This is a genomic window from Sulfurivermis fontis (assembly GCF_004001245.1).
In the GTDB taxonomy this organism is placed as follows: Bacteria; Pseudomonadota; Gammaproteobacteria; order Thiohalomonadales; family Thiohalomonadaceae; genus Sulfurivermis; species Sulfurivermis fontis.
Window position 1 is genome coordinate 396963 of the sequence record NZ_AP018724.1, and the last position, 15724, is coordinate 412686.

General features: G+C 65.1%; 16 protein-coding genes. 12 read left to right on the top strand and 4 right to left on the bottom strand.

What is annotated here, in order from left to right:
- Entirely contained in the window at positions 1 to 387 is a 387-nt protein-coding gene (locus EP379_RS02070) for a type II toxin-antitoxin system VapC family toxin (protein ID WP_127475303.1), read from the top strand.
- A 533-nt stretch (positions 388 to 920) separates the two neighbouring features.
- On the opposite strand, the gene EP379_RS02075 is transcribed toward EP379_RS02070, so the two are convergent.
- Positions 921 to 2090, bottom strand: coding sequence for an NAD(P)H-dependent flavin oxidoreductase (locus EP379_RS02075; RefSeq protein WP_127475305.1), 1170 nt, complete (start codon positions 2088 to 2090; stop codon positions 921 to 923).
- A 130-nt stretch (positions 2091 to 2220) separates the two neighbouring features.
- Here EP379_RS02075 and EP379_RS02080 point away from each other — a divergent pair, with 130 nt between their 5' ends.
- The 4 genes from EP379_RS02080 to EP379_RS02095 all read left to right on the top strand — a co-directional run bounded on the left by EP379_RS02080 (position 2221) and on the right by EP379_RS02095 (position 6073).
- Positions 2221 to 2853 carry a TatD family nuclease-associated radical SAM protein gene (locus EP379_RS02080; protein WP_127475307.1) on the top strand — a complete coding sequence of 211 codons (633 nt, stop codon included), beginning with the start codon at positions 2221 to 2223 and terminating at the stop codon, positions 2851 to 2853.
- Positions 2853 to 3794 (top strand): tRNA modification radical SAM protein MnmL/YtqA, encoded by a 942-nt coding sequence (mnmL, locus tag EP379_RS02085; RefSeq protein ID WP_127475309.1) that lies wholly within the window; start codon positions 2853 to 2855, stop codon positions 3792 to 3794. Before EP379_RS02080 ends, mnmL begins: the two co-directional genes overlap by 1 nt.
- A gap of 142 nt (positions 3795 to 3936) precedes the next feature.
- Positions 3937 to 4941 carry a ubiquinone anaerobic biosynthesis protein UbiU gene (gene ubiU, locus EP379_RS02090; RefSeq protein ID WP_127475311.1) on the top strand — a complete coding sequence of 335 codons (1005 nt, stop codon included), beginning with the start codon at positions 3937 to 3939 and terminating at the stop codon, positions 4939 to 4941.
- A 190-nt stretch (positions 4942 to 5131) separates the two neighbouring features.
- Positions 5132 to 6073, top strand: coding sequence for a U32 family peptidase (locus EP379_RS02095; protein ID WP_127475314.1), 942 nt, complete (start codon positions 5132 to 5134; stop codon positions 6071 to 6073).
- Between the two features lie 180 nt (positions 6074 to 6253).
- Here the strand turns inward: EP379_RS02095 and ubiT are convergent, their stop codons facing one another.
- A complete protein-coding gene (ubiT, locus tag EP379_RS02100) occupies positions 6254 to 6751 on the bottom strand; it encodes a ubiquinone anaerobic biosynthesis accessory factor UbiT (protein ID WP_127475317.1) in 498 nt (165 codons plus the stop codon).
- A gap of 135 nt (positions 6752 to 6886) precedes the next feature.
- Between ubiT and EP379_RS02105 the strand changes: the two genes are divergently transcribed.
- From EP379_RS02105 to EP379_RS02120, 4 genes are all read left to right on the top strand, one after another.
- Positions 6887 to 9124, top strand: coding sequence for a heavy metal translocating P-type ATPase (locus EP379_RS02105; RefSeq protein ID WP_232023953.1), 2238 nt, complete (start codon positions 6887 to 6889; stop codon positions 9122 to 9124).
- 83 nt (positions 9125 to 9207) lie between these two features.
- Positions 9208 to 10302 carry a transaldolase gene (gene tal, locus EP379_RS02110; RefSeq protein ID WP_127475320.1) on the top strand — a complete coding sequence of 365 codons (1095 nt, stop codon included), beginning with the start codon at positions 9208 to 9210 and terminating at the stop codon, positions 10300 to 10302.
- Between the two features lie 105 nt (positions 10303 to 10407).
- Complete coding sequence (locus EP379_RS02115) at positions 10408 to 10986, top strand: hypothetical protein (protein WP_127475323.1); 579 nt, start codon at positions 10408 to 10410, stop codon at positions 10984 to 10986.
- Positions 10983 to 11171: an acetyltransferase gene (locus EP379_RS02120; RefSeq protein WP_127475325.1), complete on the top strand. Its 189-nt coding sequence runs from the start codon at positions 10983 to 10985 to the stop codon at positions 11169 to 11171. The genes EP379_RS02115 and EP379_RS02120 overlap by 4 nt, the downstream gene beginning before the upstream one ends.
- A gap of 36 nt (positions 11172 to 11207) precedes the next feature.
- Here the strand turns inward: EP379_RS02120 and EP379_RS02125 are convergent, their stop codons facing one another.
- Positions 11208 to 11675 (bottom strand): CopD family protein, encoded by a 468-nt coding sequence (locus EP379_RS02125; protein WP_127475328.1) that lies wholly within the window; start codon positions 11673 to 11675, stop codon positions 11208 to 11210.
- A gap of 14 nt (positions 11676 to 11689) precedes the next feature.
- Positions 11690 to 12520 carry an alpha/beta fold hydrolase gene (locus tag EP379_RS02130; RefSeq protein ID WP_172600351.1) on the bottom strand — a complete coding sequence of 277 codons (831 nt, stop codon included), beginning with the start codon at positions 12518 to 12520 and terminating at the stop codon, positions 11690 to 11692.
- A 140-nt stretch (positions 12521 to 12660) separates the two neighbouring features.
- Between EP379_RS02130 and rpe the strand changes: the two genes are divergently transcribed.
- From rpe to trpE, 3 genes are all read left to right on the top strand, one after another.
- The gene (rpe, locus tag EP379_RS02135; protein WP_127475333.1) at positions 12661 to 13353 is read left to right on the top strand and encodes a ribulose-phosphate 3-epimerase; all 693 of its coding nucleotides are present in this window, start codon (positions 12661 to 12663) and stop codon (positions 13351 to 13353) included.
- 85 nt (positions 13354 to 13438) lie between these two features.
- The gene (locus EP379_RS02140) at positions 13439 to 14116 is read left to right on the top strand and encodes a phosphoglycolate phosphatase (protein ID WP_232023954.1); all 678 of its coding nucleotides are present in this window, start codon (positions 13439 to 13441) and stop codon (positions 14114 to 14116) included.
- A gap of 116 nt (positions 14117 to 14232) precedes the next feature.
- Positions 14233 to 15717, top strand: a complete 1485-nt coding sequence (gene trpE, locus EP379_RS02145) for an anthranilate synthase component I (RefSeq protein WP_127475336.1) — start codon at positions 14233 to 14235, stop codon at positions 15715 to 15717.
- Positions 15718 to 15724: the final 7 nt, after the last annotated feature.

The following is a 15724-nucleotide window of genomic DNA, read 5'->3' on the forward strand; positions in this document are numbered from 1 at the left end:
ATGAAGCGCCTGCTGCTCGATACGCATGCGTTTCTGTGGTGGTTGGCGGATGACGCGGCACTGGGTGTAAAGGCGCGGGCCATGATTGCCGACGGCCGCAACGAAATCTATGTGAGTGCCGCCTCGGTATGGGAGATCGGCATCAAGCAGGCGTTGGGGAAGCTGGAGGCCCCCGACGATTTGGAGAAGGTGGTTGAAGAAGAAAATTTCGTTCACCTGCCCATCGCGCTCTTTCACGCCGAAACCGCCGGAAAACTGCAGCCGCTCCATCACGATCCCTTCGACCGGATGCTGGTTGCCCAGGCGCAGGCGGAAGGTTTGATCATCGTGACGGCCGATGAGCACATTCCAAGATATGGTGTACGGACGATGCAAGCGAAAGAGTGACTTGGCGTTCGGCGGGAGTTCGGAATGAGAGTAGAAGCCTGAGGAAGCGTTGAATAAGTTCAGAGCTTCAGCGGCACAGGGATGTGGCGTGGTTTTGTCCACGGATGGACTTATGTCGCGGAGCCCAGGGACGGGCGGGAGCGACCTGAGAAGTCCAGGATGGACTTATTCAGACCTTCCCTGAATGAGCACTGTTGCCAGCGGAGCTTGGCTGTAGCCGCCAGTAGAAAAAGGGGAAGAGCATCGCTCTTCCCCTTTTTGTTTGCCGGCACCGGGCCGGGTAACTCAGAAAATCTTGGCGAGGAACACCAGGTAAAACAGGGCGCCGAAGACGGCAGTAGCAACGAGAGTCTCAACCATGGTCTGTCTCCTTAAACGCTTGAAGAGAAGATTCGCTATTCCGGAACGATAGCGACACAGACCATAGGGTTATTGCGGACCTCCTGTCATTGATAATCCGCAATTATTGCAGGGGAAATGAAAAGGGGGTGGCTGTCCGGGCAGCCACCCCCCTTTTAGCTTGCCGCGCCGGCTCAGGCGGTGGCGGCACCGAGGCGGGGGTCCTGGCCGGTGAGCAGCATCACCAGCAGGTCATGCACCGAGCGGATCTGGTCGCCGAAGGGCAGGGACTCGGAGCCACGGAAGAACAGGCCCTTCTCCACGTTGCCGTGGACGGCCGCCTCCAGTTGGGTGTCGATGCAGAACTGGCCGGCGGCGGGATTGCCGTCCTTGAGTCCGCACTGGGTCAGGCACTCGAACCACACGGCGCAGGTGCCCTTTTCCGGGGTGGCGCGGGAACGCACCTTTTCCTCGCGCTCCAGGTATTTCTTCAGCCAGGGCGTCAGCACGGCGCGGGCCGGCAGGCCGGCGGTGCTCATGAAGGTGACGATGTCCTCCGGCTTGGCCTCCAGCAGCACCTTCTTGAAGTTGGGGTGGGCGTCGCCTTCCTCGGTGACCGCGAAGGGGGTGCCGATCTGTACGCCGCTGGCACCCAGGTCGAACATTTCCTTGATCTTCTTGAAGGAATTGATGCCGCCGGCGGGCAGCAGCGGGATGTTGGGTATCTCCAGCTCCTTGAAGACGTTGTAGATCTCGGCCAGGACGCGCTTGAAGTCGAACTTCGGGTTGTTGATGTCCTCCGGCTTGGGGGCGCCCAGGTGGCCGCCGGCATAGCGCGGGTGCTCGATGACGATGGCGTCGGGCAGCACGCCCTTGCGCATCCAGCGCTTGAGCACGGCACGCACGCCGCGCTCCTCGGACAGGATGGGGATCAGGGCCACGCGATCCTTGTATCCGCCCACCAGGTCGGGCAGGTCGAAGGGCAGGCCGGCGCCCATGATGATGGCGTCGGCGCCGCTCTCGCAGGACTGGCGCACCATCTCCGGATGGCGGTCCACGGCCTTCATCACGTTGACGGCGATGGTGCCCTGCGGGGCGATGGCGCGGGCGGCCTTGATCTCGCGGTCCAGGGCTTCCAGGTTGGCGTTGTCGATGAGCTGGCGGTCCTTGGTGCGGTGGGTGCGCTCCATCAGGTCCGGGTGGTGCACCCGCAGATCGATGCTGGCGATGGTGCCGATAGCCCCCTCTTTGGCCACGGCACCGGCCAGACGGTGGGCGGACACGCCTACACCCATTCCTCCCTGAATGATGGGCAGAAGCTCCTTGCCGCGGAGTTTCAACAGAGGGAATGGGGTTTTGATCATGGAACACCTGTTAGAATGAAAAGTCGGTAACGCTACATGATACATCACGACGCGATATTGATCTGCGTCAATCGAATTGCATCACAGGCTCGCTTACACTCCCAGCCCACCAAGAGGAATAGGTCGCGGCATGACTCAGTCAGCACGCCGGCAACGCCAGGCCGAGGAAACCCTCGCCTACGAATTGCACGGTAATCTCTACCTCAACATCACCTACCACTGCACGCTGCGCTGCGCCTTCTGCCCCAAGTTCCAGGGCAGCTGGGAGGTGCAGAACTACGACCTGCTGCTGACCCGTGAGCCGAGCGCGGACGAGGTGCTGGCGGCGGTCGGCAACCCTGCGCGCTACAAGGAAATCGTATTCTGCGGTCTGGGCGAGCCCACCCTGCGCCTGGATACCCTGCTGGCTGTGGCGGAGGCACTGAAGGGGATGGGGGCGAAGCACATCCGTATCAATACCGACGGCCTCGCCAATCTGGTGCACGGCCGCGACGTCACGCCGGAACTGGCGCGCTGGGTGGACAGTGTGTCCATCTCCCTCACCGCCCAGGACGAGGAAACCTACGATCGCCACACCCGCTCCAAGCGTCCCGGCGCCTACGCGGCGATGCTGGATTTTGCCCGCGCCGCCAAGGCGGCCGGCATGGTGGTGACGCTGACTGCCATCAACGGCCTGGATGGCGTGGATATCCGGGCCTGTGAAGAGATTGCCCGTGGGCTGGGCGTGAAATTCCGCCAACGCGAGCTGGACGTGGTCGGCTGATGGCGCTGTCCGACTACGTCAACACCTTCGGCCAGCACCTGCGCGCCAAATACGGCGCGCGGGTGCACAAGGTCGCCATCAATGCCGGTTTCACCTGCCCCAACCGCGACGGCAGCAAGGGCATCGGCGGCTGCACCTTCTGCAACAACAGTTCGTTCTCGCCCAATGCCCGCGAGCCCGATCCGATCCGCGAACAGATCGCCGCCGGCCGCGCCGTGATCCGCAAACGCACCGGGGCGCAGAAATACCTGGCCTATTTCCAGACCTACACCAACACCTACGACGACATCGACCTGCTGCGCCGCCGCTACGACACCGCGCTGGCCGAGCCGGATGTCATCGGCCTGTCCATCGGCACGCGCCCCGACTGCGTGCCGCCGACGGTGCTGGACCTGCTGGCGGAGTACCGCGTCCAGGGCCACGAGATCTGGCTGGAGCTGGGCCTGCAATCGGCCTTCGACGAAACCCTCAAGCGCGTCAACCGCGGTCACGGTTTTGCCGAATACTGCAGTGCCGTGCACGCAGCACGCGAGCGCGGCCTGCCGGTGTGCACTCACCTCATTCTCGGCCTGCCCGGCGAGGAGCCGTTCCATGCCCGCACCAGCCTGCAGCGCGTGCTGGAGGAGGGGGTCGACGGCCTCAAGCTGCACCCGCTGCACGTGGTCAAGGGCACGCGCCTGGCCAACGAGTGGCGCCGCGACGAATACCAGCCGTGGAGCCTGGCGCAATACATCTACGCCGTGGCCGATCTGGTCGAGCTGACGCCGCCGGAGGTGGTCTATCACCGCCTCACCGGCACCGCCTCGCTGGACATCCTGCTGGCGCCGCAGTGGTGCAACTGGAAATGGCGCGTGCTGAACGGCATCGAACGGGAACTGGCCCGCCGCGGCACACGACAGGGTCAGCCGCGGGCGGCGGCGGGGGATTTGGTAAAGGCGTAAACACAAAAGCGTTAAACGCAAAGACGCAAAGGCCGCCAAGATCGCAAAGTTTTCGTTGCAGGCGTGCGGTGTGTGGATGGCAAGGCATCAAGGCACAAAACCTTTGCGTCTTTGCGTTTAAGGGGGTTTCAGGAGGTCAGGTATGAAAAAAGTCGAACTGGTGTGTCCCGCGGGCTCGCTGCCGGCCTTGCGTGCGGCGGTGGATAACGGCGCCGATGCGGTGTACATGGGCTTCCGCGACGGCACCAATGCGCGCAATTTTCCCGGCCTCAATTTCGACGAGCGCGCCGCGCGCGAGGGCATCCGCTATGCACGCGAGCGCGGCCGCAAGGTGTTGCTCGCCCTCAACACCTATCCGCAGCCGCAGGGCTGGAACATCTGGACCGGCGCGGTGGACAAGGCGGCCGAGCTGGGCGTGGATGCGCTGATCCTCGCCGACGTCGGCCTGATGCGTTACGCGCGCAAGACCCATCCCAATCTGCGCCTGCACCTGTCGGTGCAAGGCTCGGCCACCAGTTACGAGGCGATCAACTTCTACCGCGAACAGTTCAACATCCAGCGCGTGGTGCTGCCGCGCGTGCTGTCGCTGTCGCAGGTGCAGCGGGTGATGGACAACACCGATGCCGAGATCGAGGTGTTCGCCTTCGGCTCGCTGTGCGTGATGGTGGAGGGGCGCTGCTATCTGAGTTCCTATGCCACCGGCGAATCGCCCAATACCTGTGGCGCCTGCTCGCCGGCCAAGGCGGTGGAGTGGCGCGAGACGGCCAAGGGACGCGAGGTGCGTCTCGGCGGTGTGCTCATCGATCTGTACAAGCCAGGCGAGGCCGCCGGTTATCCGGTGCTGTGCAAGGGGCGTTACGAGGTGAACGGCGAGGTGAATTACGCCATCGAGGAACCGACTTCGCTGTCGGTGCTCGACATTCTGCCCGAGCTGGTGCGCATGGGCATCTCCGCCATCAAAGTGGAGGGGCGCCAGCGCAGCCCGGCCTATGTGGCGCAGGTGACCAGGGTGTTGCGCGAGGCGCTGGACGCCGCCGAGCGTAATCCCGATACCTTCAGCCCGCGCAGCGACTGGGTCGCGGCACTGGACAAGGTGGCCGAGGGCAGCACCCATACCCTGGGTGCGCTGGATCGGGCCTGGCAGTGAGGCACGGCATTTCAAAGAATTAAACGCGAAGGCGCAAAGTACGCAAAGAGCGCAAAGGGTATGAATGCAATCGTATCGGGGAGGCGGTTGGTTTGGCGAGGGCTCGTGGGTTGCCGCCATTGCCTGTCTCTCGCATCGAGTTCTTTGCGCCCTTCGCGTTGAAGGCTTTTGACTTTCAGGAGTACAAACCATGAAGCTGGCACTGGGTCCGTTGTTGTATTTCTGGTCGCGCGATGACGTGCTGGCGTTCTATCGCCAGGCGCGCGACTGGCCGGTGGATGTGGTGTATCTCGGTGAGGTGGTGTGTTCCAAGCGGCGCGGTGTGCGGCTGGAGGACTGGCTTGCCATCGCCGAGGAACTCACGGCGGCCGGCAAGCAGGTGGTGCTGTCCACGCTGGCGCTCATCGAGGCAGAGTCGGAGCTGCTCACCCTGCGCCGCATTATCGACAACGGCCGCTTTGCGGTGGAGGCGAACGACATGGGCGCGGTGCGCCTCGCTGCCAACAAGGTGCCCTTCGTCGCCGGTCCGCATCTCAATGCCTACAACTGCGCAACCCTGGGCCTGTTCCGTGACCTCGGCGCGCAGCGCTGGGTGATGCCGGTGGAACTGTCGCGCGACACCCTGGCCGCCATCCAGGCCTGCCGTCCGGCGGGATTGGAAACCGAGGTGTTCGCTTTCGGCCGCCTGCCGCTGGCCTTCTCGGCGCGCTGTTTCACTGCCCGCCACTACAACCTGCCCAAGGACGACTGCCAGCTGCGCTGTGGCGATTTCAGCGACGGTCTGGTGCTCAACTCCCAGGAGGGCGAGCAGTTCCTGTCCATGAACGGTATCCAGACCCAATCGGCGGCCACCTGCAATCTCATCGGTGTGGTGTCGGAACTGAAGGAACTCAACGTCGAGGTGCTGCGCCTGTCGCCGCAGTCGCGCCACATGGACAAGATTGTCGGCGCCTTCCGCGCCGTCATCGACGGCACGCAAACGCCGCAACAGGGTATCGATGCCCTGCGGGGGCTCACCCGCGGTGAACCCTGCAACGGCTACTGGTACGGCGGCGCCGGACTGGCCTGGCTCGATCAGGGCGAGGTACGCGAGGCGCGGGCGCAGTCGGGGGATAAGAAACAAAGGTGTTAAACGCAAAGACGCGAAGGGCGCAAAGAACGCGAAGGTTATCTGCAGCTTGTTGTGGGAGCCCGGCTATGCCGGGTGATGACAGCCTGTCCGAGCGCCGCTGTCGCCCGATAAATCGGGCTCCCACAACAAAACTTTGCGCTCTTTGCGCCCTTCGCGTCTTTGCGTTGAAGGCTTTTGACTTCAGTGAGCTATAACCGCCTGCACACGCCGGTCCAGTTGCAGGCGTTCCACGGCGCGCAGGATGAAGGGGGCGAGGCGCGGGCCGGCGACGGCCTGCACATGGGCGCGCCAGTCGAAGTCCATGCCGTCGAGCAGATTCTTCACATAGAGGCCGGTCTCGGTTTCCCCTTCGATGTTGAGGCGGCGGGCGAAGAACAGGGTGTCCGGGTCTTCGCTGCGCGTGGCCAGCAGCCAGAATTCCTCCAGCCGCCCCTTGATGCGCACGTCCCACGCCTTGCCGGGGGCGCGGGCGAGGCGGCCGTCCCGGATGGTGAAGACCAGCTCGGTGTGGGTGTCGCCGATGGCGATGGCCAGGCGCTTGCCGTCCAGCTCGTGCAGCTGATCGGCGATGTACTGTCCCTTGAGCAGGTGGTTGAACAGGCGTGACAGCAATTCGCTGTGCACGGCGTCGGGCAGGCTCTTGAGCAGCAGGGACAGGGGCAGCAGTTGCAGGCGCATGGGCGGGGACTCCACTGGGACACGACGGTGCGAAAGTATCGCAATTCCCGCGCAGTTTCCAGTTGATCTGCGTCAATCAACAGGTGGGATGTTATCCTTTGGAGACGGATTCCAGCCCTGTGAGCGAGGTGGCATGTGAGCGAACCTGCGGTACATCGGCTCTCCATCGGCGGCATGAGCTGCGCCGGCTGCGTGGCGACGGTGGAGAACGCCCTGCGGGCGGTGCCCGGCGTCCTCGATGCCACGGTGAGCTTCGCCGAGCACGTGGCCGTGGTGCGTGGGACGGCGGACGGTGCCACCCTGGTCAAGGCGGTGGTCGATGCCGGCTACGAGGCGGCGGAACTGAAGGAGCTGGATGACGAGCAGGCCGAGCGCGAGGCGCGGGAGCAGGCGGAATATCGCCGTCTGCTGCGCCAGGCGGCGGCCGCGGCGGCGCTGGGTGTGCCGCTGATGGTGTTCGGCATGAGCGACTGGTTCCCGCCCCTGCACAGCGACAGCGGTCGCCTGCTCTGGCTGGTCCTCGGCCTCGCCACGCTGGGGGTGATGATCTACTCGGGCCGTCATTTCTTCACCGGCGCCTGGAAGCAGTTCATCCATCACAACGCCAACATGGACACCCTCATCGCCATGGGCACCGGTTCGGCCTGGGTCTATTCCATGGCCATCGTGCTGTGGCCGCACAGTGTGCCTTCACTGGCACAGCATGCCTACTTCGAGGCGGCGGCGATCATCATCGCCCTGATCAATTTCGGTGCCGCCCTGGAGCTGCGCGCCCGCGGCAAGACCTCGGAGGCGATCCGCCGCCTCATCGGCCTGCAGCCGAAGACGGCGCGGGTGGTGCGCGACGGCAGGGAGGTGGATGTGCCCATCATCGAGGTGGGGCTGAACGAGACGCTGCGCGTGCGTCCCGGTGAGCGCGTTGCCGTGGACGGCGTGATCATCGACGGCGAGTCCTATGTGGACGAATCGATGATCACCGGTGAACCGCTGCCGGTGCAGAAGCGCGTCGGCGATGAAGTGGTGGGCGGCACCATCAACACCTCCGGCTCCTTCCTGTATCAGGCGAAACGCATCGGCAAGGATACGGTGCTGGCACGCATCATCGAGCTGGTGCGCAATGCGCAGGCCAGTAAGCCGGCCATCGGTCGCCTGGTGGACCAGGTGGCGGCGGTATTCGTGCCCAGCGTGCTGATCGTTGCCGTGCTCACCTTCCTGGCCTGGTACAACCTCGGTCCCGACCCGCAGCTGTCCTTTGCCATCGTTGCCACCATGACGGTGCTGATCATCGCCTGTCCCTGCGCCCTCGGTCTCGCCACGCCGATTTCTATCATGGTCGGCGTCGGCAAGGCGGCGGAGTTCGGTGTATTGATCCGCCACGGTGAGGCATTGCAGCAGGCGGGGCGCCTTACCACCGTGGTGCTGGACAAGACCGGCACGGTGACGGAAGGCAGGCCGCAGGTGACGGCCATCGTGCCGCGCGGCTGGATCGATGCCGATCGGTTGCTGGAGATCGCCGCGACGGTGGAGGCCGCGTCGGAGCATCCGCTGGCGGCGGCCATCGTGGCGGCGGCCGATGCCAGGGGCATGCGCCGCCTGGAGATGTCCGGTTTTGAGGCCGTGGCGGGGCGCGGCGTGCGTGCCATGATGAACCAGCAGCGCGTGTTGCTCGGAAACCGGCGCTGGATGGAGGAAAACGGCGTAGATTTGGGCGAGTTGCCGCAGCAGGCCGAGCGTCTGGCCGATGAAGGGCAGATCCCGCTCTATCTGGCCCTGAACGATATGGGGGCCGGGATCATCGCGGTGAGCGATCCGGTGAAGGCCGATTCCGCCGCGGCCGTCGCCCGCCTGCACCGGCTCGGTCTCAAGGTGGTGATGCTCACCGGCGACGCGCGCACCACGGCCGAGGCGGTGGCGCGGCAGGTGGGTATCGATGCGGTGATCGCCGAGGTGCTGCCGGAGGAGAAGGAACAGCAGGTGGCGGCGTTGCAGCAGTTGGGTGAGGTGGTGGGCATGGTGGGCGACGGTATCAACGACGCCCCGGCCCTGGCCCGCGCCGATGTCGGCTTCGCCATCGGCGGCGGCACCGACGTGGCCATCGAGAGCGCCGACGTGACGTTGATGCGCGGCTCGCTGCATGGTGTGGCCGATGCCATTCATGTTTCGCGCGCCACGGTGCGCAACATCAAGCAGAATCTGTTCGGCGCCTTCGTCTACAACACCCTGGGTATCCCGGTGGCGGCCGGTGTGCTGTATCCGTTCCTGGGCCTGCTGCTCAACCCGATGATCGCCGGCGCCGCCATGGCCGCCTCGTCGCTGACTGTGGTGAGCAACGCCAATCGGCTGCGTTTCTTGCGGCCCGACAGGGAGGCATGATGATGTTCGTCAACCTGGCCGGTATTGCGCTGATCGCCTTTATTGTCTGGTGGTTCTGGCTGAGCAAATGAAAGGAAGGATTCATGGGCATTCTGCACGACTTACAGCAACAGGGACAATCGGTGTGGCAGGACTATATCGAGCGCGGCCAGACCCGCGGCGGCGGTCTGCAGCGGCTGATCGAGGCCGGGGTACGCGGCGTCACCTCCAACCCGAGCATCTTCGAGAAGGCCATCGGCGGCAGCGCCGCCTATGACGAGCAGATCCGCGCCATCCTCGAGGCCTCGCCCGCTATCGATGCGCAGGCGATGTTCGAGCTGCTGGCGGTGGAGGACATCCGCGAAGCGGCCGATGTGCTGCGCCCGGTGTTCGATGCATCCGACGGTCTTGACGGTTACGTCAGCCTGGAGGTGTCACCCCACCTGGCACACGACACACAGGGCACCATCGCCGCGGCGCAGCGCCTGTGGCAGGCGGTGGACCGGCCCAACCTGATGATCAAGGTGCCGGCGACGGCGGAGGGTATCCCGGCCATCGAGGCCTTGCTTGCGGTCGGCATCAACGTCAACGCCACCCTGATGTTTTCGCAGAATCACTACGAGGCGGTGGCCGCCGCCTATCTGCGCGGCGTGGCGCGCTGTGATCAGCCGCGGCAGATCGCCTCGGTGGCCTCGCTGTTCATCAGCCGGGTCGATAGCGCGGTGGACAAGCAACTGGAGGCCATCGGCACGGATGCCGCGCTGGCCCTGCGCGGCCGCTGCGCCATCGCCAATGCCAAGGTGATCTACCAACGTTTCCGACAACTGTTCGACGGCGCCGAATTTGCAGCCCTGCGCGGGCGCGGCGCACGCGTGCAGCGTCCCTTGTGGGGCAGCACGGGCACCAAGAATCCGGCCTATTCCGATGTGCTGTATGTGGATGAGCTCATCGGCCCCGACACCGTCAACACCCTGCCGCCGGCCACCCTCAAGGCCTTCCTCGAGCACGGCCACGTCGCCGCCACGCTCACCGCACAGTTGCCCGAGGCGCGGCAGGTTCTGGCGCAGGTGGCGGCGCTGGGCATCGACCTCGAGGCGGTGTGCGCGCAGTTGCAGCGCGAGGGTGTCAAACAGTTTGCCGACGCCTATGATCAATTGCTGGCGACGCTGCGGCAGAAGCGCGCCGTACTCGGGAATTGACGACGCGGGGGAGATGATTATGCGATGGCCTCTACTGGCGGCGGCGGGCTTCCTGGTGAGCGCCACTGTGGTGGCGGCGGATAAAACTGCGCCCTTGCGCGGACAGTGGCACTGTCAGGGGGGGAGGGCGGCGTCCTGCTGGAGTTCCAGACCGCCAACCGTCTGGTGTTCGATGGCGAGGCCCTGCGCTACAGCGTGAGGGGGGATGTACTGCTGGTGGAAGAGGAGTTCGGCGTGGTGTCCTATCCCTATGCCATCGCGGGCGACAGGCTGACGGTGCAGTTTCCCGCTGGTGATGTGCTGCACTGCACGCGGGCGGCGGCGCGCAAGACCCCGGCGACCCCGGCGGCGGGCGGCAATAATGCACAACTCAAGGGGCGTCTGTGCAACTGGGGTGGTTCATCCGGCGGCAGCAGCGGCTATTACCGCCTCAGTGCCATGGTGTTCGACGGCAGCGGCGGCGTGGTGTACAGCAGTGAGGCCAGCTTCAGCAGCGGTGCCGGCGGCTATTACGGCAAGGGCGGTGGCACGCCGGGAAGTTATCAGGTGAGCGGCGACACGGTGCAGATCCGCCTGCAGGACGGCAGCCAGACCACGGCACGGATCAACATGCGCCAGAACGACGGCCGCATCACCGAGCTGATGATCAACGGCCAGCTGTGGGCCGGGGCGCTGTGCGAATGAATGATGCCGTGTTGCATGTTGCCGAGCGTGTGCGCGAAGCCTGCATCCGGGCCGCGCTCGACGGCTATCAGCAGGCGGCCATGAGCGGATTGTGCCACGAGGGGGCCTGCGAGGCGGCGGTGGACGCCGTGCGCATGCTGGACCTTGCCGCGCTGCTGCAACAACAGGACGACAGCGCGAGATGAAGACGGGGCGCGCGGGCGCGCCCCGTGACAATGCCGTCAGGCCGCCGGAATCAGATAGTGCCCGGCCACGGCGATGGTGATGGTGACGAGGCCGAGCAGCAGGTTGGTGCCGACGATGCGGCGGATGGTGGCCAGACGGGCGCCGCCAGTCGGCCAGTCCTGTGCCGCCACGGTGGCGCGCAGGGCGCGATAGGGGCCGAAGTAGAGCCACAGGTACAGCGCGATCATCAGCAGGCCGAGTCCCTGCATGGCATGCACGTACAGCGGCGCATTGGCCATGCCTTGAAACATGCTGAACAGCATCCAGTAGCCGGTCACCGGCAACAGGATCACCGCCCCCCATACCCAGATGAAGAAGCCCTGGAAGCAGGCGGCCCACAACGGCAGGCGCTGCGGAGGTTCCAGTTGTCCGGCCGCCACTGGGCGCAGCACCATGTAGGCAAAAAACATCCCGCCGACCCAGATGACGGCGGACAGTACGTGCAGCAACATCGCGAGTCCCATCTTGTCTCCTCTTGTTATTCGCTGATCTCCATGCCCTCGGCATGGGTGCGCAGCCAGCCCTGCACGCGACGCAGCAGGATCTCGGTCTGGGCACTGAAGAAATGATCGGCCGCCAGCACCACGAACTGGCGGTAGCGCGGCAGTTCACCGCCGTCCTTGCGTACCAGGCGGCGCCCCTCGGTCAGGCGCTGTGCACCGGCGGTGCGTACCTCCAGGGCATCGGCGCTGCCATAGATGTCGTAGATGGGGACCGCCGCGCGATCCAGCAAGGCCGCATCGTCCATTTCGCCCAGCGCGACGAGGATCAGGCCGTTGACTGTCCCCTTGTTGTCGGCGGCATGGCGCAGGGCCGCGGCAGCGCCGCTACCGTGGCCGAGCAGGACGATGTTGCGGATGTTCTTGCCGGCGAGAAAGGCGAGGGCGGCACGCAGCCGCGCCGTTGTCTGCTGCGCGGCCTCCGTGGCCTCAGGCGCGGATAGCTGCAGTGCCAGTGTGTGCCAGCCGTGCTCGGGCAGTTCGCGGCGCAGCGGACCGATGACGCCGGGCCAGTCGGCATGGGCCCCCGTATCGTGCAGCAGGAGTACCGCCCCCTGCGGCCGGCCAAGGGTCTCGTTGCGCCACAGGGCCAGCACGGGTTTGCCGTCCACGCTCAGCTCCTGGATTTCGCCGGCAACGGCACTGGCGCGCAGTCTTGCCACCACCTCCTGTTCCGCATCGGGCGCCGGTGCCGGACTCACGGTTGCGGCGGTCTCCGCTGCCGCATCGGGCGCCGGCGCAGCGGCCGGGGCCGCCTGCGCGACACCGGCCCAGAGGGTCAGCAGCAATACATAACGTAGGGTTTTCATGGTCTTGCAGCATATCCGGCGCATCGGGGGCCGTAAAGGCGGAACTGTCGCATTGCCTGCCGGGAGCCGGTACAATCGGCGGTCCTTAACTATTCAACGCCCCGCAGAGGGCCTCACACATCAAGCTCAGAGGGATCACCATGGCGGATTATCAGATTGCCCCTTCCATCCTGTCGGCGGACTTCGCCCGTCTCGGTGAGGAGGTTGTTGACGTGCTGGCCTCCGGCGCGGACATCGTTCACTTCGATGTAATGGACAACCACTACGTGCCCAACCTGACCATCGGCCCGCTGGTGTGCGAGGCCCTGCGCAAGCACGGCATCACCGCCCCCATCGATGTACACCTGATGGTCAAGCCGGTGGACCGCATCATCCCCGATTTCGCCAAGGCCGGTGCCACCTACATCACCTTCCACCCGGAAGCCTCCGAGCACATCGACCGCACCATCGGCCTGATCAAGGACAGCGGCTGCAAGGCCGGCCTGGTGTTCAATCCGGCCACCCCGCTGGACGTGTTGGAATACACCCTGCCCAAGCTGGACATGGTGCTGCTGATGAGCGTGAACCCCGGTTTCGGCGGCCAGAAGTTCATCCCCTACGTCCTCGACAAGGCGCGCAAGGTGCGCGCGATGATCGATGCGGGCAAGTACAACTGCCGTCTGGAGATCGATGGCGGCGTCGGTCCGGCCAACATCAAGGAAGTGGCCGAGGCGGGTGTGGATACCTTCGTCGCCGGTTCCGCCGTGTTCGGCAAGCGCAACGACAAGGACAAGAACCACTACAACACCATCATCGGTGAAATGCGCGCCGAGCTGGCCAAGGTCGGCAAGTAAGCCTAACCACGGAGGGCAGGGGACCACGGCGATTTTTTCGTGGTGAACGGTCCTGTGTCCTCCGTGCTCTCCGTGGTTCATTCCAATGCTTAGCAAACCCGAAATGATCCTCATCGACCTGGACGGCACCCTGGTGGACAGCGTGCCTGACCTGGCCTATTGCGTCGACGAGATGATGCGGCGGCTTGGCCGCGCGCCCCATGGCGAGGCCGTGGTGCGCGGCTGGGTCGGCAACGGCGTCGAGCGCCTGGTCAAGCGTGCCCTCACCGGTGAACTGGAGGCGGAGCCGACCGAGGCTGACTTCGCCCGTGCCATGCCGATCTTCACCGAACTGTATGCCGTGAACACCAGCCAGCGCAGCCGGCTGTTCCCCGGTGTGCGTGAGGGGCTGGAGGCGCTGCAGGCGGCCGGTGTGAAGCTCGGTTGTGTCACCAACAAGGCAGCACGCTTTACCGAGCCTTTGCTGCGGGATAAGGGGATACGCGATTTCTTCGGTATCGTGGTGAGTGGTGATACCACGCCACAAAAGAAGCCCCATCCGGCGCCCTTGCTCCATGCCGCCGATTTCTTTAAAGTCGAACCGGCACACGCACTGATGGTAGGGGATTCCATGCACGACGTGCATGCGGCGCGGGCGGCGGGCTTCGCGGTGGTGGCGGTCAGCTACGGTTACAACCACGGCATCGACATCCGCGAGGCCAATCCCGACGCCGTCATCGACTCCCTGGCCGAACTGCCGGGCCTATTGAATCTGCAAGCATGAACATGGTGCATACCGACAAGACAAAGCCGGGAATCACCGGGACGCGATGGCGCCGCTGGTAAGCGCACGCGTGTACCCGTTGATTCCGTAATCACTTTGCCTGTCAGGTAGCTGCCATGACCCCACAACGTTTCGCCGAACTCGCCTCCCAGGGCTATAACCGCATTCCCGTGGCGCGCGAGGTCCTTGCCGACCTCGACACGCCGCTGTCCACCTACCTCAAGCTGGCCAACGCGCCGTATTCCTACCTGTTCGAGTCGGTGCAGGGCGGCGAGAAGTGGGGCCGCTACTCCATCATCGGCCTGCCCTGCCGCACCGTGGTGCGCGTGCACGGCTACGACATCGAGGTCGAGCACGACGGCGTGGTGGTGGAGAGCGAAACGGTCGCCGATCCGCTGGCCTGGATCGAACGGTTCCAGCAGCGCTACCGCGTCGCCTGCGAGCCGGGTGAGCCGCGCTTCAACGGCGGCCTGGTCGGCTATTTCGGCTACGACACCGTGCGCTACATCGAGCCGCGCCTGGGCCCCTGTCCCAACACCGACGAGATGGGCGTGCCCGACGTGATGCTGATGGTGTCGGACGAGGTGGTGGTGTTCGACAACCTGAGCGGCAAGCTGCATGTCATCGTCCACGCCGATCCGGCACAGCGGGATGCGCTGGCGGCGGCGCAGCAGCGTCTCGATCAGCTCATCGCCCGGCTGCGTGGCCCGCTGCCGGCGCGGCCGGCCACGGCGCCGCACCAAGTGACCGAACAGGACTTCGTCTCCGGCTTCACCCAGCACGGTTTTGAGGAGGCGGTGCGCAAATCCAAGGAGTACATCGTCGACGGCGACATCATGCAGGTGGTGCTGTCGCAACGCCTGTCGATCCCGTTCTACGCGCCGGCGCTGGACCTGTACCGTTCGCTGCGCAGCCTCAACCCTTCGCCCTACATGTTCTACCTCGATCTGCATGGCTTCCAGGTGGTGGGCTCTTCGCCGGAGATCCTCACCCGTTGCGAAGACGGCAAGGTGACGGTGCGTCCCATTGCCGGCACGCGGCCGCGCGGCAAGAGCGAGGAACAGGACAAGGCCCTGGAGGCGGATCTGCTGGCCGACCCGAAGGAAATCGCCGAGCACCTGATGCTCATCGATCTCGGCCGCAACGATGTCGGCCGCATCGCCGAGACCGGCAGCGTCGAACTCACCGAGAAGATGGTGATCGAGCGCTATTCCCATGTCATGCACATCGTCTCCAACGTGGAGGGGCGGCTGAAGGCGGGCATGAGCGCCATGGATGCCCTGCGCGCCACCTTCCCGGCCGGCACCGTTTCCGGTGCGCCGAAGATCCGCGCCATGGAGATCATCGACGAGCTGGAGCCGGTGAAGCGCGGCGTCTACGCGGGGGCCGTGGGTTATCTGGCCTGGAACGGCAACATGGATACGGCCATCGCCATCCGCACCGCGGTGGTCAAGGAGGGCACGCTCTACATGCAGGCCGGTGCCGGCATCGTCTACGACTCGGTGCCGCGCAACGAATGGGACGAGACCATGAACAAGAGCCGCGCCATCTTCCGTGCCGCCACGCTGGCCGAGGCCGGCCTCGACAACGCGCGCCGGTGAGGGACAC